The organism is Azospirillum sp. TSH58 (assembly GCF_003119115.1).
GTDB lineage: Bacteria > Pseudomonadota > Alphaproteobacteria > Azospirillales > Azospirillaceae > Azospirillum.
Genome location: NZ_CP022364.1, coordinates 2,044,803 through 2,070,292 on the forward strand (window position 1 = coordinate 2,044,803; position 25,490 = coordinate 2,070,292).

The window sequence follows — 25,490 nt, forward strand, 5'->3', positions numbered from 1 at the left end:
GCAAGGCGCATGGCGCCAAACGCCAGGCTTTGCCCCCTCCGCCGCCCCTTTCGGCGGGTGGTCGGCGCGCCGGGTTTCGGTTATAGAAAGGCGATGTCCACATCGCCGCGCATCAGCATCGATGTCCGCAGTTACGGGGCGGCGCACAGCGCCCACCGGCACGATTTCGCTCAGCTCGTTCTGCCGTTGCATGGTGCCCTGGACATCGACATCGCCGGAAAGGGCGGCCGTCTCGGGCCATGCCGGGCGGCTTTCGTCGAAGCCGGGTCCTCGCATTCCCAGATGAGCGACGGGCCGAACCGCTCGCTCATCCTGGATCTCGACCCCGCTATCCTGGAACCGGAGATCGGCGACCGGCTGATCCGCCATCCTTTTGTCGCGCTGACCCCGGTGGCCGGCAAGCTGATCGACTACATGGGCCTGATGGTGGGAAGCGGCGGCGTGTCGGCGAACAACCTCCGCCTTTGGGTGCCCTTGCTGCTCGACGCGCTCGCCGAGGAACCCGCGCATTCCCCGTCGAGGCTCGGTGGTCTGCTTGCCACGGTCGAGCCCGACCTCGCGAAGCCGTGGACCGCCGAGACGATGGCCGAACGGGCCTGCATGAGCGTCAGCCGGCTGCATGCCCTGTTCCGCGCCGAACTGGACACCACTCCACGCGCGTGGCTCGCGGAGGCCCGGCTGAAACGGGCGTGCGACTGGCTCGCGCGGTCGGAGCTGCCGATCGCGGAGATCGCCTACCGCGCCGGCTACGCCGACCAGAGCGCGTTCACTCGGGCGATGCGGCGGGCCACCGGCCTGACTCCCGCGGCCTACCGGCGCCAAAGCCGCGAGACCCGGCACAAAAGTCCGTAGCCTTGGACAAGAAGACAGTCGCGTCCCATGCCATCCTTGCCTCGGAAACCAGTGAGGGTCGGGAGCAAGGATGGGCACGACGTGGTTGGGGATCGCCTGCGGCATCGTCGCGGGGGCCTTGTGGGGGCTGGTCTTCCTCGCCCCCGAACTGGCATCGGCCTTCACGCCGCTTCAGCTTGCCGCCGGGCGCTATCTCGCCTATGGCCTGTTCGCCGTCCTGCTCGTGCTGCCGCGCTGGAGGACCCTGTGCGCCGGGCTCGGCCTGCGGGAGTGGTGGGCTCTGGCGTGGCTGAGCCTGCTCGGCAACATCCTCTATTACGCCCTGCTGGCCACCGCCGTGCAGTTGGGCGGGATGGCGATGACCTCGCTGGTCATCGGCTTCCTGCCGGTCGCGGTCACCGTCATCGGCAGCCGGGATCATGGAGCGGTTTCCGTTCGGAAACTCGTGCCTTCGCTGCTGCTCGGCGCGGCGGGCATCCTGTGCATCGGCTGGCAGGCGGTGGGTGACGCGCTGGGTGATGGCCGGACGGGGATGCCGATGGCCGAGATGACCGGGCTGCTCTGCGCGGTCGGCGCGCTCGTCTCCTGGACGGTCTACGCCGTGGGCAACAGCCGCTGGCTCGCCCGGCTCGGCCACGTGTCGGCGCATGACTGGAGCCTGCTGACCGGGGTGGTGACCGGCGCGCAGGCGCTGCTGCTCGCGGTTCCCGCCTTCCTGTTCGCCCGGAGCGGCCACGCCGCCGGGGAATGGCTGCACTTTGCCGCCGTGGTGACCGGCGTGGCCATCCTCGCCTCGATCGTCGGCAACGCCTTCTGGAACAGGATGAGCCGGCTGCTGCCGCTGACACTGGTTGGCCAGATGATCCTGTTCGAAACCATGTTCGCCCTGCTCTACGGCTTTCTATGGGAGCAGCGGCTGCCGACGGGGATGGAGCATGCCGCCCTCGTCTGCGTGACGGGCAGCGTTCTGTCCTGCGTCGCGGCCCACCGTGCAAAGCCGCCGCACCCGGAGGCCGGGCGGCAGCCGGCCGCGGCGTGAAGCAGGATGGGCCTGTTTGAAACGACAACGCCCCCTCGCCGCACCGGCGAGGGGGCGTTGTCACGCCGAGAAAGGAGGCATCACCCCCGCGGGGCGTGCTTGTTCAGGATGCGCTGCAGGGTGCGGCGGTGCATCTTCAGCCGGCGGGCGGTTTCGGAGACGTTGCGGTCGCACTGCTCGAACACGCGCTGGATGTGCTCCCACCGCACGCGGTCGGCGGACATCGGGTTTTCCGGCGGGGAGGGCAGCGGACGGCCGTCGGCCAGCAGGGCGGATTCCACGGCGTCGGCGTCCGCCGGCTTCGGCAGATAGTCCACCGCGCCGGCCTTCACCGCGGCGACCGCCGTGGCGATGTTGCCATAGCCGGTCAGCATGACGATGCGGGCGTCGGGGCGGGCGTCGCGCAGGGTCTTGACCACGTCCAGGCCGCTGCCATCGGCCAGCCGCAGGTCGACCACCGCGAAGGCCGGGGCCGATTCCTGGGCGACGTCGATGCCGAGCTGCACGCTGTCCACGGCGACAACGTTGAAACCGCGCTTTTCCATGGCGCGCGCAAGGCGGGTTCGGAAAGGCGCGTCGTCGTCGACGATGAGGAGGCTGCGGGTAACGTCACCCGTGAACGTCAGCTTGGCGGTTTCGCCCGTTGGACTCTCGTCCGTGGTCATCGCGCTATCCACCACTAGTCCTCTGGTTCTAAGACACCACGGTCCCAACGTACGACAACTCGCGCGCCGCCGCTACGGTTATTGCTAAAGGCTACAAGGGCGCCCGTTTTCTCTAGCAGCGTTTGTGCAATAAAGATTCCCAGCCCCATATGGCCCGACCGCTCGCTTCTTGCGGACAGGTAGGGCTCGCCGATGCGGCTCAGCAGATGGGCGGGATAGCCCGGCCCGTCGTCCATCACCACCACGGTCGCCGACTTGGCGTCCCAGGACGCGGCGACCGTCACCCGCCCGCCGGCGAACTGGTGGGCGTTCTGGATGAAGTTGCCCAACCCATGGATGATCTCCGGGCTGCGGCGGACGATGGGCTCCTCGCCCACGGAGCCGTCGCTGCGCTCGACCGTGAACTGGATGTGGCCCAGCCGGTGGGGGGCGCCCGCCGCCTCCACCAGGGCGGTCAGGGGCAGACGCTCGAACGGATCGCCGCCGTCGGCCTCCGGCTTGCGGGCCAGCTCCGCCAGGATCTCGCGGCAGCGCATCACCTGGCTTTGCAGAAGCGCGACATCCTCGGTGTAGGGGCTGTCCGGCGGCATGTCGTGCAGCAGCTCCTTCGCCACCACCGCGATGGTGCCGAGCGGCGACCCCAGCTCGTGCGCGGCGGCGGCGGCCAGCGCGCCCAGCGAGGACAGCCGCTGCTCGCGCGCCAGCGCCACCTGCGAGGCCGACAGGGCGTTGGCGAAGCGCCGCGCCTCCTCGGCCACGCGGAAGACGTAGCCGCTGATGAAGCCGGCCGACACCGACAGCGACAGCCAGATGCCGAAGGCGTAGAGCGGGGCGACCGAGGGCATCGGCTCCGGCCAGGGCAGCGGGAAGTGCCACAGCGCCAGCACGGTCAGGCAGACGAGGTTGAGCCCCGTCAGCAGCACGACGCTGTAGCGCGACAGGATCGCCGCGGCCACCGTCATCGGGGCCAGCAGCAGGATGGCGAAGGGGTTGGCGAGGCCGCCGGTCAGGTACAGCAGCAGCGTGAGCTGCAGCATGTCGTAGCCGAGATAGAGCGCCGCGTCGCGGTCGGCCAGCCGCAGCCGCCCGCCGCGCTGGGCCATCGCCACGAGGTTCAGCAGCACCGACGCCCCGATGGCCGCCAGCACCGGCCCCAGCGGCAGCGGGAAGCCCATGACGAGCTGAACCGTCGCCACGGTGGCGAGCTGCCCGATCACGGCGATCCAGCGGATCAGGATCAGGGTGCGCAGCGTGACGCGCCCGTCCAGGTTGGTCCACTGGGCCGGCCCCGGACGGCCGGCGTGCGTCATGGCGTGGCGGAGGGACGAGGCGGCGGTGGCTGTCATGGGCGGGCTTTCCAGCAATGGCCGCTGTCGCCGCGGCTTCGTATCGGGGCGCTTGGCCGATTTGTCGGTGCTGTTTTGCCACTCTGGCGTTTGCGCGCCAAGCGGCCATATTCTCCGCCTATGGATCAATGCGCAAAACAGCACGCCATCCGGGCCGAGAATCTGACCAAACGCTACGGCACCGCCCGGTCCGGCGAGGTCACCGCCGTGGACGGCATCTCCTTCACCGTCGCGGCGGGGTCGGTCACCGGGCTTCTCGGCGGCAACGGGGCCGGCAAGACGACGACCATCTCCATGCTGCTCGGGCTTCTGCTGCCGACCTCCGGCTCGGTGGAGGTGCTGGGGGTGGACATGGTGCGCCACCGCCACGCGGCGCTGCCCCGCATGAACTTCTCCTCCCCCTATGTGGAGCTGCCGCACCGGCTGACCGTGCGGGAGAACCTGACCGTCTACGGCCACCTCTACGGGCTGAAGGGAGTGAAGCGGCGGGTCGAGGAGCTGGCCGAGCATCTGGAGCTGACGCGCTTCCTGGAGCGGCCCTCCGGCGGGCTGTCGGCGGGACAGAAGACGCGGGTGGCGCTGGCCAAGGCGCTGCTCAACCGGCCGGAGCTTCTGCTGCTGGACGAGCCGACCGCCTCGCTCGACCCCGACACGGCGGATTGGATCCGCACCTATCTGGAGCGCTACCGCATGGAGTCGGGGGCCACCATCCTGCTCGCCTCCCACAACATGCTGGAGGTGGAGCGGATGTGCGACGACGTGCTGATGATGCGCCAGGGGCGCATCGTCGACCGCGGGTCGCCGTCAGGGCTGCTGGCCCGCTATGGCCGGACCTCGCTGGAGGACGTGTTCCTCGACATCGCCCGCGACCGCGCCAATGGTGAGGATGCCCGCCGGGAGGCCGCCGATGCCGCCGAGTGACGCCGCCGTCCTGGTCCACGCCAACCCCGCCTTCTCGCTGCGCCGGGTCGGGGCGATGGTGCTGCGCTACTGGTATCTGCTGCGCGGCTCCTGGCCGCGCTTCCTGGAGCTGGCCTACTGGCCGACCATGCAGATGATCCTGTGGGGCTACATCAACCAGTTCATGGCCTCCTCCAGCGCCTGGGTGGCGCAGGGGGCGGGGGTGCTGGTCAGCGCGGTGCTGCTGTGGGACGTGCTGTTCCGCGGGCAGCTCGGCGTGTCGGTGTCCTTCCTGGAGGAGATGTGGTCGCGCAACCTCGGCCACCTCTTCGTCAGCCCGCTGCGCCCCGGCGAATGGGTGGCGGCGCTGTTCGGGATGAGCCTGATCCGCACGGTGATCGGCGTCGTCCCGGCGGCGCTGCTGGCGATCCCGCTGTTCGGCTATTCGCTGTTCGACCTCGGGCTGCCGCTGGCCGGCTTCTTCGCAAACCTGATCGTCTTCGGCTGGTCGCTGGGGCTGGTCATCGTGGCGCTGATCCTGCGCTACGGCATGGGGGCGGAAGGGCTGGCCTGGATCGTCGTCTTCATGCTGGCCCCGGTCAGCGCCGTCTACTACCCGGTCAGCGTCCTGCCGGGCTGGCTGCAATGGGTGGCCCTGTCGCTGCCCTCCGCCCACGTCTTCGAGGGGATGCGCGCCATCCTGTTCGACGGCACGATGCGCTGGGACCATCTGGCCTGGGCGGTGGGCCTGAACGCGCTGTTCATGGGGCTGTGCAGCGCCGCCTTCCTCTACTCCTTCCATCAGGCGCGGGTGCGCGGGGCGCTGCTGCAGACCGGTGAATGACAAAAAGCGCCGGCCCTCGCCAGCACCGGTCAGCCGTGCTAGCGTCCCGGCCTCTTCGGACCGACAGCCAGAGCGCCGCCATGACTCCCGTTTCCCCCGCCGCCCCGGTCACCCTCGCCGAGATCGCCGCCGCCCTGGGCGCGTCGCTGGAGGGCGACGGCACCGTGCGCATCGCCCGCGCCGTCCACCCGTCGGAGGCCGAGGGGCCGGAGGATCTGGCGCTCGCCATGGAAAAGGGCCTGACGGAGCTGCTGGCCAACGGCAAGGCCGTCGCCGCGGTGGTCGCGGAGGGGGCGGAGGTGCCGGCCAACCTCAAGGGCTGGATCGTCGTCAAGCGCCCGCGCTTCGCCATGGCCGGCCTGACCACCGTCTTCGAGAAGCCGGTCCACGCCGAGCCGGGGGTGCATCCCACCGCCTTCGTGGCGCCGGAGGCCATTCTGGGGGCGGGCGTGTCGGTCGGTCCCTTCGCCTATGTCGGGCCGAAGGCGGTGCTGGGCGAGGGGGTGATCGTCATGCCGCAAGCCACCGTCGGGGCGGAGGCGGTGATCGGCAAGGACTGCCTGCTGCACCCCGGCGCCCGCATCGGCGAGCGGGTGGTGATGGGCGAGCGCTGCATCATCCACCCCAACGCGGCGGTCGGCAACGACGGCTTCAGCTTCGTGACGCCGGAGCCGGGCAGCGTGGAGTCGGCCAAGGCGACGGGCCGGGTGGTCGGCACCAACGTGCTGATCCACCGCGTGAACTCCATCGGCACGGTGATCCTGGGCGACGACGTGGAGATCGGGGCGAACGCGACCATCGACCGCGGCACCATCACGGCGACCCGCATCGGTTCCGGCACCAAGATCGACAACCTCGTGCAGATCGGCCACAACGTGCAGATCGGCACCAACTGCATGCTGTGCGGCCATGTCGGCATCGCCGGCAGCACGACCATCGGCGACCGCGTGGTTCTGGCCGGCAAGGTCGGGGTGGCGGATCACGTGAAGATCGGCAACGACGCGGTGGTCGCGGCGAATTCCGGCGTGGGGACGGACATCCCGGCGAAGGCCGTCTACATGGGCTACCCGGCGGTGCCGCGCGAGCGCGCCTTCGACCAGTACAAGGGGCTGGCCCGGCTGAAGCGGATGTACGCGGACGTGATCGACCTGAAGAAGCGGGTCGGCGCGCTGGACGGCGGGGCGAAGTCCGAATAAGGGAGCACTTGCCCCCACCCTGACCCTCCCCCGCTAGCGCAGGGGAGGGGATTAGGCTCCCTCCCCTGCGCTAGCGGGGGAGGGAAGGGGCCCACGGCGAAGCCGTGGGAAGGGTGGGGGCAAACCCCGTCCCAACAGAACCCCTACTGGAACGCGATCTTCGCGTGATCGCCCGGCTTCGGCGGCTCGCCGGTGATCTTCGCCTTCACATAGCCGTAGGCGTAGACCATCGCGCTCGACGGGCTGTCCCAATATTCGGCCTGATCGACGCTGACCTTCAGCAGCGCGAGATCGGGATCGTCCACCCCCTGCGGGAACCAGGTGGACAGGATGTCCCGCCACAGGAAGCGGATCTTGTCGCGGTCGCGGACCGTCTCCGCCACGCCGGACACCGACACGTAGTCCTGCTTGTCGGGGTCGGCGTAGGACAGGTTGACGCGCCAGTGCGTCTTCAATTCATGAACCTTCGGCGAGTCGGCCCGCGTAAAGAACCACAAGGTTCCATCGTCGAATCCCGCGTGCGGTAGGGTCGCCATCGGGCGGGAATGCAAAATGCCGTTCTCGTCCAGCGTCGTCATCATGCAGATGCGGAGGCCCTTGATCATGCCCCAGAGCTTCTCGGCGGCCTCGCGATCGTCAGCGCTTCTTGCCATGGTCTGACCCTCTATTGGTAGCCCAACGGAGTCCGGTCAACGGCCATGTCCCGAAAAGGTTCCGAGCGCGTTCAGAGCCGTGACCGACCAGGAACCGCCCTCCTCGCCGCTGCCGTAATGGTCGATGCGCGACAGCGACAGCGGGGCCACCGCCAGCCGCAGCGCCGCCCGCGGCGTCAGGTCGAGGGCGAGCGCCAGAGCCGCGCGGATCGACCCGCCGTGGATCACCGCCACGATGTCGCGCCCGGCGTAGAGGTCGGTCAGCCGGGCGACGGCGCCGGCCACCCGCTCCATCACCGCCGCGAAGCTCTCGCCATCCGGTGCGGCCTCGGTCGCCGGATCGCTCCAGAAGCGGCGGGCCTCCTCGGGGTGCAAGTCGGCCACCGCGTCGTGGGACAGCCCCTCCCAACGACCGAAGTCCTGCTCGGCCAGCGCCCGCTCGACCAGGGCCATGTCGCTGCCGGGCAGGCGCAGCGCCGCCGCCGTCTGGCGGGTGCGGCGCAGGTGCGAGGTCACCCAGACCGCCTGCGCGGGCAGCCGAGCCGCCAGCGCCGCCAGAGCGTCGGAATCGTCGGTGTCGGCGGGGGGATCGCTTCGCCCGTAGATCACTTTTCCCGGATTCGGGACGGGAGCGTGGCGGATGAGCCACCAGCGAGTGTTCTTCATGCAACAGTCGCGGCCAGGGTGAGCAGAACGGCGGCCTCCGCCACCTGTTGCGCGGCGCCGAACACGTCGCCGGTGTGGCCGCCGATCTGCCGTCGCGCCTGCCACGCCACCGCCACGACCGCCAGAATCGCGGCCAGAATCGCCGCGGGCGCGAGCCCCTTCAGCGCCGCCACGGCCACGGCCAGCGCCAGGACGAGCGACAGGGCCACCGTGCCGGGCGACGGGCGCCCCTGCCGGGCGGCGAGCCCGTCGGCGCGCGCCGGGTCCATGAAGCGGGCGACCGCCGCCATGCCGCCGCGCGACAGGGCGCCCGAGGCGAGCAGGGCGGGGATGACGAGGCGCGGCTCGGCCAGCGCGGCCAGGGCCGAGCCGCGGACCGCGACCGAGAAGACGATGGCGAGCACGCCGTAGCTGCCGACCCGGCTGTCCCGCATGATCTCCAGCTTGCGGGCCTTGTCGCGCCCGCCGCCGAAGCCGTCGGCGACGTCCGCCGCCCCGTCCTCGTGCAGGGCGCCGGTCAGCCAGACCATGGCGCCCAGCGCCAGCAGCGCCGCCGGCAGCGGCGGCAGATGGGCCAGCGCCGCCAGCCCGTGGACGGCGCCGCCGACCAGCCCGACCCCGGCGCCGACCAGCGGGAACCAGCCCATGGCGCGGGCGTGGGCGTCCTCGGCCAGCGGCCCGGACAGGCGCAGGGGCAGCCGCGTCAGGAAGACGACGGCCAGCGCCAAGTCGGCGATCCAGCGGGGGGCGATCCAGCGGGAGACGGGCGGGGCGGGGGAATCCTCAGGCATGGCGCTTCGGAGTACGGCAACCCCCGGCCCGCCGCAACGGATAACAGCCCAGCAACGGATGACAGACAGGACGAGAGGCGCTTTGACAGCGGATCGGGAATGGTCCAAGGTCGCGCCGCTTTTTCCACTGTTTACCCTTCACCGCATCCTCTGCCGTCAGCGCCAGGACCCTTCGCCATGAGCAACACGCAGCCCGCCATCACCTTCGAGGAAATCCGCGCGCTGGTGCGCAACCTGCCGGGGCCGGACCTCGACGCCGGCACGGCGGCCCTCCAGCGCGAACGGCAGCTCACCAAGCCGGCGGGCGCGCTCGGCCGGCTGGAGGAGATCGCGCAGTGGATGGCGACGTGGCAGGGCCAGCACCCCGCGGAGGTGCGCCGCCCGCGCGTCGCCGTCTTCGCCGGCAACCACGGCGTCGCCGCCCGCGGCGTGTCGGCCTACCCGGCGGCGGTGACCGCCCAGATGGTCCAGAACTTCCAGAACGGCGGCGCCGCCGTGAACCAGCTCTGCGAGGTGGCCGACGCCGACCTGCGCGTCTACGAGCTGGACCTGGACACCCCCACCGCCGACTTCACCGAAGGACCGGCGATGGGCGAGGAGGACTGCTGCCAGGCCATGGCCTACGGCATGATGGCCGTGGAGACGGGCGTCCAGCTTCTGGCGCTGGGCGAGATGGGCATCGGCAACTCCACCGCGGCGGCGGCGCTCTGCCACGCGCTGTTCGGCGGCGAGGCCAAGGACTGGACGGGCCGCGGCACCGGCGTGGACGACGAGGGGCTGGCCCGCAAGGTCGCCGCCGTCGAGGCCGGTCTGGCCGCCAACCCGCAGGCCAAGGACGACCCGTTCGAGGCGCTGCGCTGCTTCGGCGGCTATGAGCTGGCGGCCATCGCCGGCGCCATCCTGGCCGCCCGCATGGCGCGGGTGCCGGTGCTGCTCGACGGCTACGCCTGCACGGCGGCGGCGGCGGTGCTGTTCAAGGCCGACCGCCGGGCGCTCGACCACTGCATGGTCGCCCATCGCTCGGTCGAGCCGGGACACGACCATCTGCTGGCGGCCATCGGCAAGGAGCCGCTGCTCGATCTGGGGATGCGTCTGGGCGAGGGCTCGGGCGCGGCGCTGGCCATCAACATCGTGAAGTCGGCCTGCGCCTGCCACGCCGGCATGGCGACCTTCGCCGACGCGGGCGTCAGCACCCGCGGGGTGTGAGGGGGAGCGAGGTACTCTTACCCCCACCCACCCGCTTCGCGGGTCCCTCCCTCCCCCGCTGCGCAGGGGAGGGCCAATTTCCCCTCCCCTGCGCAGCGGGGGAGGGTCAGGGAGGGGGCAAGGACGACCCGCCCTACAGCAGCCCGTCGGCGAAATCGGTGATGAGCGCCGACAGGAACAGGTCGAGCAGGACCAGGACCGCCGCCGCGACGCCGGAGATGTCCAGCGCCGTGCGCATGACGAACCACTGGTAGGTCAGCATCGCCAGCATGATGCCGAACACCAGCCCTTCGGAGATCGGGCCGGGCAGAAGCCCCGTGGCGGCCAGGATCACCACCGGCAGATAGATGCTCATCTGCACGACCGACGACCAATTGTAGGCGCACAGGAAATCGATGTAGCGGCTTTGCCGGTCCAGCAGCCCGCTCACCCCGTGCATGACCACGGGGAAGGCCGTCCAGCTGATGACGTAGGCGATGGCCTCGACCACCACGAGCTGGAACAGCGGCGTGTCCGGCACCTGGTCCCACAGCCGGATGGCCAGCAGCAGCGTCCAGGCCGGGGCGACGATCACCGCGGCGTAGAAGGACTTCCACGCCCCTTCGGGGGTGCGGTCCAGATGCTGCAATCCGGTGGGGTCGAACCGGGCCAAGCGATAGGCGCCGAAGACGGAGGAGGCGACGTCCCGGGCGGTCAGCGGCATGTTGCGGTCACCGGAGGGTGGTGGGAACGGGCGGAGGAAGCCTTACGTCAACCGATCCGGTCGAAGACGTTCCGCAAAACCTCGCCGTAAATGTCGGTCAGGCGGGTCAGGTCGTCCAGCGCGGTGTGCTCGTCCACCTTGTGCATCGTCTGCCCGACGAGGCCGAACTCGACCACCGGGCAGAAGTTCTTGATGAAGCGGGCGTCCGACGTGCCGCCGGTCGTCGAATATTCGGGACGGCGCCCGGTGACGCGCTCCGCGGCGTCCGCCACCAGCTCGGTCAGCGGGCCGGGCGGGGTCAGGAAGCTGTCGCCCGACACGAAATAATCCAGCTCGTAGGAACCGCCCACCCGGTCGAACCGCTCGCGCAGCCACGCCACCAGCGTGTCGGCGGTGTGCAGGTCGTTGAAGCGGATGTTCAGCGTCGCCTTGCCCTGCGCCGGGATGACGTTGTGCGCCGGGTTGCCGACGTCGATGGTCGTCAGCTCCAGGTTCGACGGCTGGAAATGCGGGGTTCCGGCGTCCAGCGGCTCCGCCGTGATGGCGGCCAGCATGCGGGCCAGCCGGGGCAGCGGGTTGTCGGCCAGATGCGGGTAGGCCACATGCCCCTGCGCGCCGTGGACGGTCAGGAAGGCGGTCATGCTGCCGCGCCGCCCGATCTTGATCATGTCGCCCAGCGCCTTGGGGTTGGTCGGCTCCCCGACCACGCAGGCGTCGAGTTTCTCACCCTTGGCCTGCATCCAGTCCAGCACCTTGCGGGTGCCGTTGATGGCGACCCCTTCCTCGTCCCCGGTGATCAGCAGGCTGATCGAGCCCTTGGGCGCGGTGCCCGCTTCTTTGACGGCCTTCACATGGCGGGCCGCGGCGGCGACGAAGGCGGCGATGGCCCCCTTCATGTCCACGGCACCCCGGCCGTAGAGGCGGCCGTTGTGGATCTCCGCGGCGAAGGGGTCGATGGACCAGCCCTTCAACTCGCCGGGGGGCACCACGTCGGTGTGCCCGGCGAAGCAGAAGTTCGGCCCCTCCGTGCCCAGGCGGGCGTAGAGGTTGTCCACCGGCGCCGTGCCCTCCTCCTCGAACCGCAGGCGGTGGCAGACGAAGCCCAGCGGCGCCAGCGCCGCCTCCAGGACGCCCAGCGCGCCGCCGTCCTCGGGCGTCACGCTGGGGCAGCGGATCAGGGCCTGTGCCACCGCGACGGGATCGCAGGGGTCGAAGGAGGGAGCGGCGGCGGCGGTGCTCATCGTGTCGTCTTCCCCGGCGTCAGTCGCGCAGCAGGTCGTTGATGGAGGTCTTGGCGCGGGTCTGCTCGTCCACACGCTTGACGATCACGGCGCAATAGAGGCCCGGACCCGGCGTGCCGTCGGGCAGCGGCTTGCCCGGCAGGGTGCCCGGCACCACGACGGAGTAGGCCGGGACGCGGCCGACGAAGACCTCGCCGGTGTTGCGGTCGATGATCTTGGTGGAGGCGCTGATGAAGACGCCCATGGACAGCACGGCGCCGCGCTCCACGATCACGCCCTCGACCACCTCGGAACGGGCGCCGACGAAGCAGTCGTCCTCGATGATGACCGGGTTGGCCTGGAGCGGCTCGAGCACGCCGCCGATGCCGACGCCGCCCGACAGGTGCACGTTCCGGCCGATCTGCGCGCAGGAGCCGACGGTGACCCAGGTGTCCACCATGGTGCCGCTGTCGACATAGGCGCCGACGTTGACGAAGCTGGGCATCAGGATGACGTTCGGCGCGACGTAGGCGGAGCGGCGGACGACCGCGCCGGGAACGGCGCGGAAGCCGGCGGCCTGGAACTGCGCCTCGGACCAGCCTTCGAACTTCGGCGGCACCTTGTCGTACCAGGAGGCGCCGCCCGGCGCGCCGGGGATCGTCTCGTTGGCGTTCAGGCGGAAGGACAGCAGGACCGCCTTCTTCAGCCACTGGTTCACGACCCAGCCGGCGTCCGTCTTCTGCGCGACGCGCAGGTCGCCGGAGTCGAGCCCGGACAGGGCCTCCTCGACGGCGTCGCGGACGGCGCCCTTGGTCGAAACATTCAGGGTGTCGCGGGTTTCCCACGCGGCGTTGACGGCGGATTCGAGGCTGGCGTGGCTCATGGCGGCATTCGCTGGGCTGTCTGTTCGAGGGTTCGGAACATGGGCCGGGCCGCGCCGCCTTGTCAACGTTGCCTTGTTCTCAATGGGTTCTTAAAGGGTTCCTACGGGGGGATGAGGGGGCCTTGCGGGCGCCGCTCAGCCCGCGATCTCCTCCAGCCAGGCCGGCAGGTCGTCCACCGTGTGGTCGATGTGGCTGCCGGTGCCGACTCCGCCCTCGTCGGGGCGCGACCAGTCGGCCTCGCTGCGCACCCACACCGTCGTCATGCCCAGGGCGTGGGCGGGGACGAGGTTGCGGGCGATGTCCTCCACCATGCAGGCGCGTGCGGGGTCGATGTCGTAGTGATCCACCAGGATGTCGTAGGGGCGCGGGTCGGGCTTGGGCACGTAGCCGGCCTCGACGATGCCGAAGGTCGCCTCGAAGCAGCCATCGATGCCCAGCTGCCGCGTCACGTTCTCGGCGTGGCGGACGGAGCCGTTGGTGTAGATGATCTTGCGCCCCGGCAGCCGGTTCAGCGCGTCCGCCATGCTGGGGCAGGGGGCCACCGGGCTGACGTCGATGTCGTGCACGTAATCCAGGAAGGGCACCGGATCGACGTCGTGCTCCACCATCAGGCCGCGCAGCGTCGTCCCGTGCTCCCGGAAGAAGCGCTTCTGCATGACGCGCGCCTCGTCGTAGGTGATGCCGAAATGCCCGGCGATGAAATCGCCGATGCGCCGGTCCACCTGGGCGAACAGGTTGCAGGAGGCGGGATAGAGGGTGTTGTCGAGGTCGAAGATCCAGACCCCGGTGTCGCGAAGGGAAGCCATCATGGCCTGAACAATGGGGCTTCGCCGGCCCGCCCGCAAGCCGCTTCGCCGCATGGCCCGTTTCCGTTCGGGGAGGGGCGTGTGCTCAATGATGGGTTGCGTATGGCAGCTACCCGGACCGCCTGAAGAAAGATTCAGGAAGGATGCGCATTTTTCCGGTATACTCCGACCCGCGCAGTCTCAGGTTCGCACCGTGTCCGCAGACCCAATATCCGACGTTCCGCCGGGCAATCCGCCCGGCACCCTTCCCGCCTCCACGCTCCTGGCCGCATTCCCCGGTCCGGCGATCTGGTTGGATTCCGCTCACGCGGTTGCCGCCGCGAACGCTCCCGCGGAGGAATTGCTGTGCGCCGGCGGGCGCTGGCTGGCGGACATCCAGGGATGGCTGGCGACCTGCAGCGTCGCGCCGGGCCTGCGCTCCCTTCCGGTGGAGCTGCCGCGCGGCGTGATGATCGTCGAATGGGCGGCCACGCCGCTGCCCGGCGGGGAGACGCTGCTGCTCGGGCGCGACGCCACGCTGGAGCGGCAACTCCGCCAGACGCTGATCGAGTCGCGCCGCCGCTACAAGGATCTGGTCGAGGTTTCCAGCGATTTTGCCTGGGAAACAGGCAGCGACGGGCGATTTGTCTTCGTCACGCCCAAGGGCGCGCTGGGTTACACCTCCGATGCGTTGATTGGTCGCAACCCCAAGGATCTGGCGGTGACCGAGTGGGGCGACCTGCCGTTGCCGTTCGACAGCCGCCGCCCCGTCGATCAGGCGGAGCTGTGGCTGAAGCGGGTGGACGACCTGCCCGCCTGCTTCGTGGTGTCGGCGGTGCCGCTGTTCGGGCCGCAGGGCGACTGGGTGGGCGCGCGCGGCGTCTGCCGCGAAACGACGGAGCAGGTGCTGCGCTCGGCCGAGCTGGCCCGGGTGCGCAACCGCGAGAAGATGCTCGCCCACATCGTCCACACGCTGCGCGACCAGCTCGACGCCCAGAAGGCGCTGCACGTCGCCGCGGTGGAAACCGCCCGCGCGCTGGGCGCCGACGGCTGCCGCATCTACCGCGCGACGGAAACGGGCGCCCTGCGTCCCGCTGCCGATTTCGCCGCGGAGGTTCCGGAGGAGCTGCTGTCCGACCTGTCGCGGCCGGTTCTGGAGGAGATCGCCGCCAGCGAGGACGCGCGGGAGCTGACCCTGGGGGCGAACCGGCTGCTGGCCGCCCGGACGGAGCACCGGCAGGCCATCAACGGCGCGGTGGTGATCTGGCGCGGCGACGATTCCGATCCCTGGGACGAGGAGGACCGGATCCTGCTGTCCGGCGTGGCCGACCACATCGGCATCGCCCACGCGCATCTGGCCTATCAGGAGCGGCTGCGCCGCCTGTCGGAACGCGACGGGCTGACCGGCCTGTTCAACCGCCGCACCTTCTTCGAGCGGCTGGAGGAGGTGCTTGGCCGTCCGGACACCGGGCCGTCCGCGCTTCTCTATGTGGACCTCGACAATTTCAAGGCGGTGAACGACCTGCACGGCCACCAGCAGGGCGACGCCGTGCTGAAGGCCATCGGCGGGCTGCTGACCAACGGCGTCCGGCCCGGCGACCTGCCGGGGCGGCTGGGAGGCGACGAGTTCGTCCTGTGGCTGGGCCGCACCGACGAGGCGCAGGCGGTGGCGGTGGCCGAGCGGCTGCTGGCCGGCATGGCCGCGCTGCGCCATCTGTCCGCCGCGCCGGACAAGCCGCTGGGCCTGTCCATCGGCGTCGCCGTCCACCGGGTGGGGCGCGAGACCCTGCAGGAGCTGACCGACCGCGCCGACTCGGCGATGTACGACGCCAAGAAGCGCGGGAAGGGCCATTACGCCGTCGCCCCGCTCCCCATGGACGCCGCCGCCGTGGCGGACCCCATGGCGGAGGCGCCCCAATGACCGCCTGCGGCGATCCCCAGCTTCTCGATCCCGCCGATTACGAGGCGGCCAAGCAGATGGCGCGCAGCACCGACCCGGCGGTGCGTCGCCGCGTCGCCGCGTCGCCCGAGACGCGGCCCGAACTGCTCTACTTCCTGGCCGCCGACACCGCGGCGGAGGTCCGTCAGGCCATCGCCACCAACGCCGGGACACCGCGGCAGGCCGACCTGATGCTGGCCACCGACCGGGAGGTCGCGGTGCGCGGCGCCCTGGCCCAGAAGGTCGCCCGGCTGCTGCCCGACCTGTCCGCCGACCAGGCGTCGCAGGTCGAGCGGCTGACGCTGGAGTGCCTGGAAGCGCTGGCCCGCGACCAGGCGACGGAGGTGCGCGGCATCCTGTCGGAGGCGCTGAAGGAGTTGCCCGGCGCCCCCCACGGCGTCATCAACACGCTGGCCCGCGACGTGGAGCTGTCGGTCTGCGCCCCGGTCCTGCAATTCTCGCCGATCCTGACCGACGAGGATTTGTCGGACATCATCATGCGCGGGCCGGTGGCCGGCGCCCTGTCGGCGATCGCCGGGCGCAAGCAGGTGTCGGCCTCCGTCGCCGACGCCATCGCGCGGTCGGACGACGAGGCGGCGATGACCGCTCTGCTCGCCAACCCCTCGGCCCAGATCCGCGAGGAGACTCTCGACCGCATCCTGGACCAGGCGCCGCAGCACGAGCCCTGGCACGCCCCGCTGGTGCGCCGCCCGCGGCTGCCCGCCCGCGCCGTGGCGCGGCTGGCGAGCTTCGTCGCCGACAATCTGCTGAAGGTCCTGCGGGAGCGCACCGACCTCGACCCCGCCGCCGCCCGTGCCCTGGCCGAGGGTGTGCGGGCGCGCGTCAACCGCGGGGCCGGGGGCAACGGCGGCGGCGGAGCCGGCGTGGCCCGCGGCCTCGTCGATTTCGGGGAGGAGGAGCTTGGCCATCTGCCGGGCGACAAGGACAAGGCGGCCGAACGTCCGTCCGACAAGGCGGCAAGGCTGAACAAGGAAGGCAAGCTGACGGAGAAGCTGCTGGAGGGCGCGCTGGCGGAGGGCGACCGGGCCTTCGTCCTGGCCGGGCTGGGCGAGCTGGCGCAGCTTCCGATGCCGATCATCGACCGCATCATCGGCACCCACGCCCCGCGCGCCGTCACCTCGCTGGTGTGGCGCTGCGGCCTGTCGATGCGCTTCGCCCGGCAGGTGCAATTGCGCATCGCCCAGATTCCGCCAAAAACCGCGCTTATGGCAAGGGACGGCGTCCTTTACCCGATGTCCGACGACGAGATGCGCTGGCAGCTCGCCTTCTTCGGAGTCGAGGAGAAAGTCTGACGCCGCGCCACCACACGGACCCGTCCATGCGCGCCCTGGCTTTCCTGCTGCTGTTTCTCGGTTTCTCCGTTCCGCTGCTGGCCGCTCCGGCCTTCGCCGCCCCGCCGCCCGCCTCGCCCGAGGAGCGGGAGGTCGCGGCGGTCTTCGAAAGCGCCCGCTCCGCCCTGGCGCAGAAGCGCGGCGCGGCGGTCGTCCCGCTGCTCTCCCGCGCGTCGGTGGACAAGCTGGAGCAGGTGCGCGGCGTCGCCCGCAGCGGCAACGACGCCGGCCTCGCCAAGCTGGAGCCGGCGGAGAAGTTCGCCGCCATGGGCTTGCGCCGCTACGTCAGCCCGGCGGATCTGCGCCGCATGTCGCTGGGCGAACTGGCCGACCATGGCATGAAGAACGGCTGGCTCGGCCCCAACGTCATCGGCAGCAGCGGGCTCGGCCCGGTGCGGGTGCGCGGCGACCGCGCCTCCGCCCTGCTGATGGTCGACAACCGCCCGGCCCTGGTCCCCGCCGACTTCGTGCGCGAGGGCGGGGCCTGGAAGATCGACCTGACCGGCGTCTTCAGCTTCGGCAGCCAGATGCTGAAGGGCTTCGCCGCCATGTCGGGCAAGAGCGACGAGGCCTACATCGAGGACATGCTGCAGAAGCTGCCGGCCAAACCGGCGATGATGCACCGCTGACCCGTTGGGGCGAACGCAAACGGGCTGCACGCTGCGCGTCGCTTCGCGTTACACCTCCTGCGACGGGGTGGGCCGTTGCGTGGAATCCGGAGATTGCGTTAGAGTCGCGCCACACGCACGACGCGTTGGTGCCCTCATGACCGCTCCGGATGGCTATCCCTTCGCCGCGCTGACCGAAGCGGACGCCGGGTTTTTCCCGTCGGCCAAGAGCGTCGGCGCTCCGCCCGCCATCCCCTACAGGGTACCCTGCACCCCGGCCTTCGCGGCGGCGGCGGTGCGTCTGGCCGCCGGGCGCGGCACCGACGTCTCGGCGCTCACCGCCGCGGCGCTGCTGCTGGTGTCCGACCGGTTGCCGGATCCGGGCGCCCCGGCCGATGGCGCGGAGCGGACGGTGCTGGAATTGCGGCTGCCGCCGGGCCACGCCGAATCGGCGATCCGCCGGGCGCTGGCGGCGGCTCTGGCTCTGGCCGAACCGGGTTGCCGGCTGATGCCCGCCGAGGAGGCGGGGCGGCTGGAGGGGGCGGTGGAAACCCTGACCTACCGCAACAAGGCGCTGGCCCACGCGCTGGAGCGGGTGTCCTTCCGCCCGCTGGACGGCAAGCTGACCCAGGTGCGCGATGCCGCGCAGATGTTCGGCTTCGTCAACGAATGGTGTTTCGACGAGGACCGGGTGGTGAAGCGCTTCCGCGAACTGGCCCCGGTCTATCACCCGGACACCGGAGTGGTCGCCTGCCGCGACCGCATGGCCCAGCTGATCGACGCGCGCAATCTGCTGATCCACCACGTCCGCACGGCCTACCGCTCCGGCCCTTGGACGCAGCGGCGCCCTTGATGAAGGCGGCGTCCTGAGGCCGGGATCAGGTCCCGGTCATCTCCTCGATGCCGATGGCGTCGGTCAGGCTGGTGCCGTCCAGCACCGTGCCGTCGAGGTCCGCGCCGGTCAGGTCGGTGCCGGTCAGGTCGGCCTCGCTCAGGTTGGCGCCGCGCAGGTCCGCCCCGGCGAGGTTGGCGCCGGACAGGTTCACCTTGCGCAGGTCGGCGTCCTTCAGGACGGCCATGCCCATGCGGGCGCGCTGCAGGTTGGCCCGCCAGACGTGGCTGCTCGACCCCTGGATGTGAACGGGGCCGAGCTGGGCCTCGGTCAGATTGGCGCCGGTCAGGGTCGCCCGCTCGAAATTGACGCCGCGCAGGTCGGCCTTGGTGAAGTTCACCTTGCGCAGGTCCGACAGCGACAGGTCGGCGATGGCGAGCGAGGTGCCCATCATCGAGGCGCCGCGCAGCGTGATGCATTGCAGGATGCCGGCGGACAGGTTGATGCCGTCGAGCTTGCGCCCCGACAGGTCGAGCGAGGAGAGGTCGGCGCGCTTGCCGTCCTTGCCGCCGCTGTCGATCCAGGAGAGGTGCAGGGTCAGGATGTTGCGCAGGTCGTCGTCCGGATTCTCCAGAACCTTCGCCATCATCGCGGCAGACAGGTTGGGCGAGCGGAGCTGGGCCGCGTCCAGGATGGCGCCGATCAGGTTGGCGTTGGTGAAGTTGGCGCGCCCGATGGCGCAGCCGGTCATCACCGCGCCGGACAGCCGGGCGCCGGACAGGTTCGCCTCCGACAGGTCGGCGTCGGTCAGGTCGCAACCCGTCAGGTTGGAGTTCGTCAGGTTCGCGCGCATGAACTTGGTGCCGCGCAGGATCGCGTCGGTCAGGTCGGTCTGCATCACGAAGGCGTTCGCCACCTTGGCCCGCGACAGGTCGGCGCCGCGGATGACCGCCGCCGTCAGCTCCGAGGTCAGGACCGAATCCTCGAAATTGTGCGGCATCATCTCGCCCGACGGCGTGTAATGCAGCAGCGTGCCGTCGCGCAGGTCGACCTCCACCAGCATGGCTTCCGACAGCACGGCGCCGCGCAGGCAGGCCCCGCGCAGGTCGGCGCGGCGCAGGTCGGCCTTCTCCAGGTTGGCCAGCCGCAGGTCGGCGGCGTAGAGGTTGGCGTTGGTCAGGTTGGTCCGGGTCAGCCGGGCGCTGAACAGCTTCGCCCCGGACAGGTCGGCGTCGGACAGGTCGATGCCGGACAGATCCAGATGCGAAAGGTCGCGCATCTTCAGGTTCGCGCGCACCCCGCCGGGCTGGCTTTTCCGGAAAGCCTGATGGCGGAGCAGGATCGTGTTCAGCTGACTCTGCGTCAGCTTCGTGCGCGGCGTGTTCGTTCCGAAGCCTTGCGCGGGGGGCATCAGGGAAATCCCGGGTTGGAGTCGCGGCACACTCTAAAGGGGAGCCGCGAAGAAAAAGTTAACAATCGGTAACGCTTTATTCAAGTACGCCTCGAATGCGTTCTATCGCGGGCGCTGTGCCGGGGCCCCAAAGCCCTTGATTGTGTATGGAAATAGTGGACCTTCCCGGGCCGTTGCGCAAGAGGCTCCGCGGAAGCGCGCCGTTGCTGCATGGTTGACTCCGCCCCCCGCGATGCGTATGGTCCGCCGACCTGCATCCGTCGAGCCATCGACCGGGTACCATCGGCCTGCGTGCCGGGGACCTCCGCCAGTCCGCGAGTTTCGCGCACTGGCTCGTTTGTGCTTGAGCCGATCGCGTTCGAGCGGATGGAGACCGAAACTGAGGACCGCTGACCCATGTTCGATGGCCTGACCGGACGCCTGGGCGACATCTTCGACAAGCTGCGCCGCCGCGGCGCGCTGAGCGAGGAGGACGTCAACGCCGCGCTGCGCGAGGTGCGCGTGGCGCTGCTGGAGGCCGACGTCGCCCTGCCGGTGGTCAAGCAGTTCGTCAATCAGGTCAAGGAACGCGCGATCGGCCAGGAGGTCCTGCGCTCGATCACCCCCGGCCAGCAGGTCATCAAGATCGTCCACGACAACCTCGTGGAGATGCTGGGGCAGGGCGAGGAGATCAACCTCAACGCCGCCGCCCCCGTGCCGATCCTGATGGTCGGCCTCCAGGGCTCGGGCAAGACCACCAGCACCGCCAAGATCGCGCTGCGCCTGAAGAACCGGGACCGCAAGAAGGTCCTGATGGCCTCGCTGGACGTGCGCCGCCCGGCGGCCCAGGAGCAGCTGAAGGTCCTGGGCGAGCAGACCGGCGTCGCCACCCTGCCGATCGTTCCCGGCCAGGACCCCGTCGCCATCGCTCGCCGCGCCATCGAGACCGGCCGGCGCGAAGGCTACGACGTGGTCATGCTCGACACCGCCGGCCGCCTGTCCATCGACGAGGAGCTGATGGCCGAGGTCGCGGCCGTGCGCGACGCGACCAAGCCGGCGGAGACGCTGCTGGTCGCCGACGCCATGACCGGCCAGGACGCGGTGACGGTCGCCACCAACTTCAACGACAAGGTGGGCATCACCGGCATCCTGCTGACCCGCGTGGACGGCGATGCCCGCGGCGGCGCCGCCCTGTCGATGCGCCAGATCACCGGCAAGCCGATCAAGCTGCTGGGCATGGGCGAGAAGATCGACGCCCTGGAGGCCTTCCACCCCGACCGCATCGCCGGCCGCATCCTCGGCATGGGCGACGTCGTGTCGCTGGTCGAGAAGGCCGCCGAGACCATCGACAAGGAAGAGGCCGAGAAGCTCGCCCGCAAGATGGAGAAGGGCCAGGGCTTCGACCTCGACGACATGGCCTCCCAGCTCAAGCAGCTGCGCAAGATGGGCGGCATGTCCGGCCTGATGGGCATGCTGCCGGGCATCGGCAAGATCAAGAACCAGCTCAAGGACGCGAACATCGACGACGGGATGATCAAGCGCCAGGAGGCGATCATCTCCTCGATGACGAAGAAGGAGCGCAAGCACCCCGAACTCATCAAGGCGTCGCGCCGCAAGCGCATCGCCGCCGGCTCCGGCACCAGCGTGCAGGAGGTGAACAAGCTGCTCAAGCAGTACGACACCATGCGCGGCATGATGAAGCAGGTGCAGAAGCTGGGGCAGAAGGGGCTGATGCGCCACGGGCTGCAGAGCCTCCTGCCGAAGAATTTCCGGGGGCCGAACTGACCCCCGGCGACCGCAACGCGCGATGAGCGCGATCACCTTCAACCGCACACCAAGCGACTACACCAAGGAAGCGACTGTCCCATGTCCCTGAAGATCCGTCTCGCCCGTGGCGGCGCCAAGAAGCGCCCGTTCTACTCGATCGTCGTCGCCGACGCCCGCAGCCCGCGCGACGGCCGCTTCATCGAGAAGATCGGCACCTACAACCCGATGCTGCCGCGCGAGCACGAGCAGCGCATCGTCCTGGACGCCGAGCGCGCCAAGCATTGGCTGTCGGTCGGCGGCCAGCCGACGGACCGCGTCGCCCTGTTCCTGGCGAACGCCGGCCTGATCGCTAAGCCGGAAATCCGCGAGACCCCGAAGAAGTCCGCCCCGAAGGCCAAGGCGCAGGAGCGTCTGAAGGCCGAGGCCGCCGCCAAGGCCGCTGCCGAGGGCTGATAAAGGGAAGGCTCGTTGCCCCCACCCTGACCCTCTCCCGCTGAGCGGGGGAGGGGATAAAAGCTCCTTCCCCCGCCCAGCGGGGGAAGGTCGGGATGGGGGCAGAACGCCCGCAACGCACACGCTCAAGCCATGTCCACAAAAGTCTGCGTCGGCCAATTCGCCGGGGCGCACGGCGTCCGCGGCCTCGTGAAGGTGAAAAGCTTCACCGAGGACGCGCAGGCGGTGGCGTCCTACGGCCCCCTCTCGGACGAGCGGGGCGCCCGGCGCTTCACGCTGACGCTCCAGGGCACCATGAAGGACCTGTTCCTGGTCCGCGTCGATGGCATCGCCACGCGCGAACAGGCGCAGGAACTGACCGGCGTCCGGCTCTATGTGGACCGTTCCGCCCTGCCCGAGACGGAGGACGAGGACGAGTTCTACCACGCCGACCTGATCGGCCTGCGTGCGGAACTCGCCGACGGCACCGTCTGGGGCACGGTGAAGGCGCTGTACGACTTCGGAGCCGGTGACGTGCTGGAGATCCGCACCGAATCGGGGCCGCTGGAGATGCTGCCCTTCACCCGCGCCTGCGTTCCGGTGGTCGATGTGAAGGGAGGCCGCGTCGTGGTCGATCTTCCCGCCGTCATCGAAGCGCGCGAGGGCGAGGCGGAAGAGGATGGAGTGGACGCGCCGAAAGGCGCGGATGTCGCTGAAGACGACGTTGAAAACAAGGGAACCCGCCCGTGAATCACGGCGCTTCCGGTTCTCTTGCCTGGACGGCCAAGGTTCTGACGCTGTTCCCGGAGATGTTTCCGGGTCCGCTGGGGCTCAGCCTCGCGGGAAAGGCGCTGGAAAATGGAGTCTGGGCGTTGGAATCAGTGGACATCCGCTCGTTCGCGCGCGATAAACACCGCTCCGTCGACGACACCCCCTTCGGCGGAGGGGCCGGCATGGTCATGCGGCCCGACGTGCTGGACGCGGCTCTGACCGCGACGGCGGGTCCTCCGGGCACTCCTGGACGCGGACGGGCGATCTACCTGTCGCCTCGCGGACGGGTGCTCGACCAGGAGCTGGTCAAGGAGTTGGCGGCCACCCCGGTGGTCACCCTGCTCTGCGGCCGGTACGAGGGGGTGGATGAGCGGGTGCTGGACGCGCACGGCCTTGAGGAGGTCAGCCTCGGGGATTTCGTGCTGTCCGGCGGCGAGACCGCCGCCCTGTGCCTGATCGACGCCGTGGTGCGCTTGCTCCCCGGTGTCATGGGCAATGTGGAGACGGCGGGCGAGGAAAGTTTCGAACGGGGGTTGCTCGAATACCCCCACTACACCCGGCCCGCGGTCTGGACCGACGGGCAGGGTGTGGAACGGTCGGTCCCGGACATCCTGTTGTCCGGCCACCACGAGAAGGTTCGCGCCTGGCGGCTCGCCGAGGCGGAGCGGATCACCCAGGCCCGGCGACCGGACCTGTGGAGCCGCTACGAGGCGGGCAAGAAGGCCGAGGGTCAGATTGGGAAACGGGGTCGCCGGCGCGGCCCGAAACCAGAGTGACGGTCCGCCGCGAGGCGCACCGATGGAAAGGGGTAGTGTCATGAACCTGTTGCAGCAGCTCGAGCAGGAGCAGATCGAGAAGGCCCTCGGCGGCAAGACCATTCCTGAGTTCTCGCCGGGCGACACCGTCCGCGTGAACGTGAAGGTGGTCGAGGGCACGCGCGAGCGTGTCCAGGCTTACGAGGGCGTCGTGATCGCCCGCCGGAACGCCGGCGTGAACTCGTCCTTCACCGTCCGCAAGATCAGCTACGGCGAGGGTGTGGAGCGCGTGTTCCCGCTCTACTCCCCGCGTCTGGAGTCGATCGAGCTGGTCCGCAAGGGCGCCGTCCGCCGCGCCAAGCTGTACTATCTGCGCGACCGTCGCGGCAAGTCGGCCCGTATCGCCGAGCGCACGACCGGCCGTGGCATGAACACGAAGGCCGCCGCGGAGTAATCCGGCGCCCTTCCGTTCGGTACGCCTGAACCAGCACCCGCCCGGAGCGATCCGGGCGGGTGTTTGGCGTTGGGGAGCGGGGACGTGGTTGCGTTGCTGCCCCCACCCAACCCTCCCCCGCTGACGCAGGGAAGGGCTTTTCTCCTCCCCCTGCGAAAGCGGGGGGAGGTCGGGAGGGGGGCATCGACGCAACCACGTCCCAAATCGCTCCCCCTACCGCGCCCGCATCGTCGTCAGGATTCCCGCGCCGATCAGCGCCACCGCGATCAGCACGCCGACCGTCAGCGGCTCGCCCATGAAGACCGCGCTCAGCAGCAGGGCGGTGACGGGGACGAGGCAGATGATCTGCCCGGCCTGGGCCGCCGGCATGGCGGTCAGCGACTTCGCCCACCACCAGAAGCACAGCCCCGTCGCGATCACCCAGTTGAAGGCCAGGACGGTGCCCAGCGCGGGTGTCCAGTGGATCGGCCGGGCGTGCTCCGCAACCAGGGCCAGCGGCGCGGTCGCCACGGCGCTGACCGCGATCTGCCAGAAGGTCTGCGTCCAGAAGGGCGTGCGCCAGCCGCCGCGCCGACGGCGGTAGAGGGTGGCGCCGAGCGCCCAGCTCAGCGCGCAGGCCAGCAGCAGCCCGTTGCCGAGCAGCACCGCCGGATCGCTCCAGTCCATCAGCGCCGGGTTGAAGAAGACGAGGACGCCGGCGAAGGTCAGCAGCGCGCCGATCACCCGCCCGCGCGTGAAGCGCTCCCCGGCCAGCAGCACGCCCAGCGGCAGCGCCCACATCTGCATGGTGTAGGCGAGCACCGCGGCCCGTCCCGGCGGCACCACCCGCAGGGCGATGGAGCTGAGGTCCAGCATGCCGGCGATCTGCAGCAGCCCGACCAGGGCGAGCGGCCAGCGCTCCCCCGGCGGCGGCAGAAGGGGGAAGCGCAGGACCCGCGACAGCAGGGCCAGCACCGCCGCCGCCCCGGCGAAGCGCAGAAGACAGAAGGTCAGCGGCCCGATGTCCGACAGGGCCAGCTTCATCAGGGGCCAGTTGGCGCCCCAGAACAGCACGATTCCCGCAAGCTGCGCGTAGACCACGGTGCCCGGACCGCCCACGGGTCCCTGGCCGGCCGCGGCGCGTGGCATGGCCTGATCCGCCATTGCTCCTCCCACCCCGAATTTTGCCGCATCCTACGGCGCGGGTGGGGGCGGGAGGTCTGCGTTCCCGGTGCGGCAGCCCCGCGAGGGGCTGGCGTTACGGCGTGCCGCCGGTGGAGAAGCCGGTGAAGACCTGGATGCCGAACCAGCCGCCGATGGCGAACAGCACCAGAAGGACCATGGTGGTGGCGATGGCGATGTTGGTCTGGCGGATGCGCCGGCAGTTCGGGCAGCCGGGCAGGTCGGCGGGGTAAGGCCGTTCGCAGCGTTCACAGCGGACAGTGGGGTCCGTCACGGGAT

Annotated in this window: 27 protein-coding genes; 15 read left to right on the forward strand and 12 right to left on the reverse strand. The window is 70.2% G+C overall.

Annotated elements, in window-relative coordinates; genetic code table 11:
• The first annotated feature begins 9 nt into the window (after positions 1–9).
• Together TSH58p_RS13165 and TSH58p_RS13170 are read left to right on the forward strand one after the other, a co-directional pair.
• Positions 10–852: an AraC family transcriptional regulator gene (locus TSH58p_RS13165; protein ID WP_247874099.1), complete on the forward strand. Its 843-nt coding sequence runs from the start codon at positions 10–12 to the stop codon at positions 850–852.
• A gap of 70 nt (positions 853–922) precedes the next feature.
• Positions 923–1,891, forward strand: a complete 969-nt coding sequence (locus TSH58p_RS13170; protein ID WP_109070738.1) for a DMT family transporter — start codon at positions 923–925, stop codon at positions 1,889–1,891.
• 80 nt (positions 1,892–1,971) lie between these two features.
• Here the strand turns inward: TSH58p_RS13170 and TSH58p_RS13175 are convergent, their stop codons facing one another.
• Both TSH58p_RS13175 and TSH58p_RS13180 read right to left on the reverse strand, forming a co-directional pair.
• Positions 1,972–2,556 (reverse strand): ActR/PrrA/RegA family redox response regulator transcription factor, encoded by a 585-nt coding sequence (locus TSH58p_RS13175; RefSeq protein ID WP_014239303.1) that lies wholly within the window; start codon positions 2,554–2,556, stop codon positions 1,972–1,974.
• A gap of 14 nt (positions 2,557–2,570) precedes the next feature.
• Entirely contained in the window at positions 2,571–3,902 is a 1,332-nt protein-coding gene (locus TSH58p_RS13180; protein WP_109070739.1) for an ActS/PrrB/RegB family redox-sensitive histidine kinase, read from the reverse strand.
• Positions 3,903–4,022: 120 nt separating this feature from the next.
• Between TSH58p_RS13180 and TSH58p_RS13185 the strand changes: the two genes are divergently transcribed.
• The 3 genes from TSH58p_RS13185 (at position 4,023) to lpxD (ending at position 6,842) form a co-directional block, all read left to right on the forward strand.
• Positions 4,023–4,823: an ABC transporter ATP-binding protein gene (locus tag TSH58p_RS13185; protein WP_109070740.1), complete on the forward strand. Its 801-nt coding sequence runs from the start codon at positions 4,023–4,025 to the stop codon at positions 4,821–4,823.
• Positions 4,810–5,646, forward strand: a complete 837-nt coding sequence (locus tag TSH58p_RS13190) for an ABC transporter permease (protein WP_109070741.1) — start codon at positions 4,810–4,812, stop codon at positions 5,644–5,646. The genes TSH58p_RS13185 and TSH58p_RS13190 overlap by 14 nt, the downstream gene beginning before the upstream one ends.
• Before the next feature lie 80 nt (positions 5,647–5,726).
• Positions 5,727–6,842 carry a UDP-3-O-(3-hydroxymyristoyl)glucosamine N-acyltransferase gene (lpxD, locus tag TSH58p_RS13195; protein ID WP_109070742.1) on the forward strand — a complete coding sequence of 372 codons (1,116 nt, stop codon included), beginning with the start codon at positions 5,727–5,729 and terminating at the stop codon, positions 6,840–6,842.
• A gap of 143 nt (positions 6,843–6,985) precedes the next feature.
• On the opposite strand, the gene TSH58p_RS13200 is transcribed toward lpxD, so the two are convergent.
• From TSH58p_RS13200 to cobS, 3 genes are read right to left on the reverse strand one after another with little or no spacing between them, the layout of a single operon-like run.
• Positions 6,986–7,495: a pyridoxamine 5'-phosphate oxidase family protein gene (locus TSH58p_RS13200; RefSeq protein ID WP_109070743.1), complete on the reverse strand. Its 510-nt coding sequence runs from the start codon at positions 7,493–7,495 to the stop codon at positions 6,986–6,988.
• Between the two features lie 36 nt (positions 7,496–7,531).
• A complete protein-coding gene (locus tag TSH58p_RS13205) occupies positions 7,532–8,161 on the reverse strand; it encodes a histidine phosphatase family protein (protein ID WP_109070744.1) in 630 nt (209 codons plus the stop codon).
• Positions 8,158–8,952 carry an adenosylcobinamide-GDP ribazoletransferase gene (gene cobS / locus TSH58p_RS13210; protein ID WP_109070745.1) on the reverse strand — a complete coding sequence of 265 codons (795 nt, stop codon included), beginning with the start codon at positions 8,950–8,952 and terminating at the stop codon, positions 8,158–8,160. Before cobS ends, TSH58p_RS13205 begins: the two co-directional genes overlap by 4 nt.
• 177 nt (positions 8,953–9,129) lie before the next feature.
• Here cobS and cobT point away from each other — a divergent pair, with 177 nt between their 5' ends.
• Complete coding sequence (gene cobT / locus TSH58p_RS13215; RefSeq protein ID WP_109070746.1) at positions 9,130–10,158, forward strand: nicotinate-nucleotide--dimethylbenzimidazole phosphoribosyltransferase; 1,029 nt, start codon at positions 9,130–9,132, stop codon at positions 10,156–10,158.
• A gap of 133 nt (positions 10,159–10,291) precedes the next feature.
• Here the strand turns inward: cobT and TSH58p_RS13220 are convergent, their stop codons facing one another.
• The 4 genes from TSH58p_RS13220 to TSH58p_RS13235 all read right to left on the reverse strand — a co-directional run bounded on the left by TSH58p_RS13220 (position 10,292) and on the right by TSH58p_RS13235 (position 13,771).
• Complete coding sequence (locus TSH58p_RS13220; RefSeq protein ID WP_109070747.1) at positions 10,292–10,861, reverse strand: hypothetical protein; 570 nt, start codon at positions 10,859–10,861, stop codon at positions 10,292–10,294.
• A 47-nt stretch (positions 10,862–10,908) separates the two neighbouring features.
• A complete protein-coding gene (gene dapE / locus TSH58p_RS13225) occupies positions 10,909–12,102 on the reverse strand; it encodes a succinyl-diaminopimelate desuccinylase (protein WP_109070748.1) in 1,194 nt (397 codons plus the stop codon).
• Positions 12,103–12,121: 19 nt separating this feature from the next.
• Positions 12,122–12,964 (reverse strand): 2,3,4,5-tetrahydropyridine-2,6-dicarboxylate N-succinyltransferase, encoded by an 843-nt coding sequence (gene dapD, locus TSH58p_RS13230; RefSeq protein WP_109070749.1) that lies wholly within the window; start codon positions 12,962–12,964, stop codon positions 12,122–12,124.
• A gap of 135 nt (positions 12,965–13,099) precedes the next feature.
• Positions 13,100–13,771, reverse strand: coding sequence for a pyrimidine 5'-nucleotidase (locus TSH58p_RS13235; RefSeq protein ID WP_371732442.1), 672 nt, complete (start codon positions 13,769–13,771; stop codon positions 13,100–13,102).
• A 292-nt stretch (positions 13,772–14,063) separates the two neighbouring features.
• Between TSH58p_RS13235 and TSH58p_RS13240 the strand changes: the two genes are divergently transcribed.
• From TSH58p_RS13240 to TSH58p_RS13255, 4 genes are all read left to right on the forward strand, one after another.
• Positions 14,064–15,671, forward strand: a complete 1,608-nt coding sequence (locus TSH58p_RS13240) for a diguanylate cyclase (RefSeq protein WP_247874101.1) — start codon at positions 14,064–14,066, stop codon at positions 15,669–15,671.
• Positions 15,668–17,002 (forward strand): DUF2336 domain-containing protein, encoded by a 1,335-nt coding sequence (locus tag TSH58p_RS13245; RefSeq protein ID WP_109070751.1) that lies wholly within the window; start codon positions 15,668–15,670, stop codon positions 17,000–17,002. Before TSH58p_RS13240 ends, TSH58p_RS13245 begins: the two co-directional genes overlap by 4 nt.
• A 26-nt stretch (positions 17,003–17,028) precedes the next feature.
• A complete protein-coding gene (locus tag TSH58p_RS13250; protein ID WP_109070752.1) occupies positions 17,029–17,670 on the forward strand; it encodes a hypothetical protein in 642 nt (213 codons plus the stop codon).
• Positions 17,671–17,806: 136 nt separating this feature from the next.
• Positions 17,807–18,502 carry a hypothetical protein gene (locus tag TSH58p_RS13255; RefSeq protein ID WP_109070753.1) on the forward strand — a complete coding sequence of 232 codons (696 nt, stop codon included), beginning with the start codon at positions 17,807–17,809 and terminating at the stop codon, positions 18,500–18,502.
• Positions 18,503–18,527: 25 nt separating this feature from the next.
• Here the strand turns inward: TSH58p_RS13255 and TSH58p_RS13260 are convergent, their stop codons facing one another.
• The gene (locus TSH58p_RS13260; protein WP_109070754.1) at positions 18,528–19,892 is read right to left on the reverse strand and encodes a pentapeptide repeat-containing protein; all 1,365 of its coding nucleotides are present in this window, start codon (positions 19,890–19,892) and stop codon (positions 18,528–18,530) included.
• 396 nt (positions 19,893–20,288) lie between these two features.
• Here TSH58p_RS13260 and ffh point away from each other — a divergent pair, with 396 nt between their 5' ends.
• The 5 genes from ffh to rplS all read left to right on the forward strand — a co-directional run bounded on the left by ffh (position 20,289) and on the right by rplS (position 24,050).
• Positions 20,289–21,656 (forward strand): signal recognition particle protein, encoded by a 1,368-nt coding sequence (ffh, locus tag TSH58p_RS13265; RefSeq protein ID WP_094301767.1) that lies wholly within the window; start codon positions 20,289–20,291, stop codon positions 21,654–21,656.
• A gap of 81 nt (positions 21,657–21,737) precedes the next feature.
• Positions 21,738–22,091, forward strand: a complete 354-nt coding sequence (gene rpsP / locus TSH58p_RS13270) for a 30S ribosomal protein S16 (RefSeq protein ID WP_014239325.1) — start codon at positions 21,738–21,740, stop codon at positions 22,089–22,091.
• Between the two features lie 132 nt (positions 22,092–22,223).
• Entirely contained in the window at positions 22,224–22,820 is a 597-nt protein-coding gene (gene rimM, locus TSH58p_RS13275; protein WP_109070755.1) for a ribosome maturation factor RimM, read from the forward strand.
• Positions 22,817–23,617, forward strand: coding sequence for a tRNA (guanosine(37)-N1)-methyltransferase TrmD (trmD, locus tag TSH58p_RS13280; RefSeq protein ID WP_109070756.1), 801 nt, complete (start codon positions 22,817–22,819; stop codon positions 23,615–23,617). The genes rimM and trmD overlap by 4 nt, the downstream gene beginning before the upstream one ends.
• Positions 23,618–23,657: 40 nt before the next feature.
• Positions 23,658–24,050: a 50S ribosomal protein L19 gene (rplS, locus tag TSH58p_RS13285; protein WP_109070757.1), complete on the forward strand. Its 393-nt coding sequence runs from the start codon at positions 23,658–23,660 to the stop codon at positions 24,048–24,050.
• Between the two features lie 213 nt (positions 24,051–24,263).
• Here the strand turns inward: rplS and TSH58p_RS13290 are convergent, their stop codons facing one another.
• Both TSH58p_RS13290 and TSH58p_RS13295 read right to left on the reverse strand, forming a co-directional pair.
• Positions 24,264–25,178, reverse strand: coding sequence for a DMT family transporter (locus TSH58p_RS13290; protein WP_158282621.1), 915 nt, complete (start codon positions 25,176–25,178; stop codon positions 24,264–24,266).
• 109 nt (positions 25,179–25,287) lie between these two features.
• A complete protein-coding gene (locus TSH58p_RS13295; RefSeq protein ID WP_109070759.1) occupies positions 25,288–25,485 on the reverse strand; it encodes a hypothetical protein in 198 nt (65 codons plus the stop codon).
• Positions 25,486–25,490 lie beyond the last annotated feature (5 nt).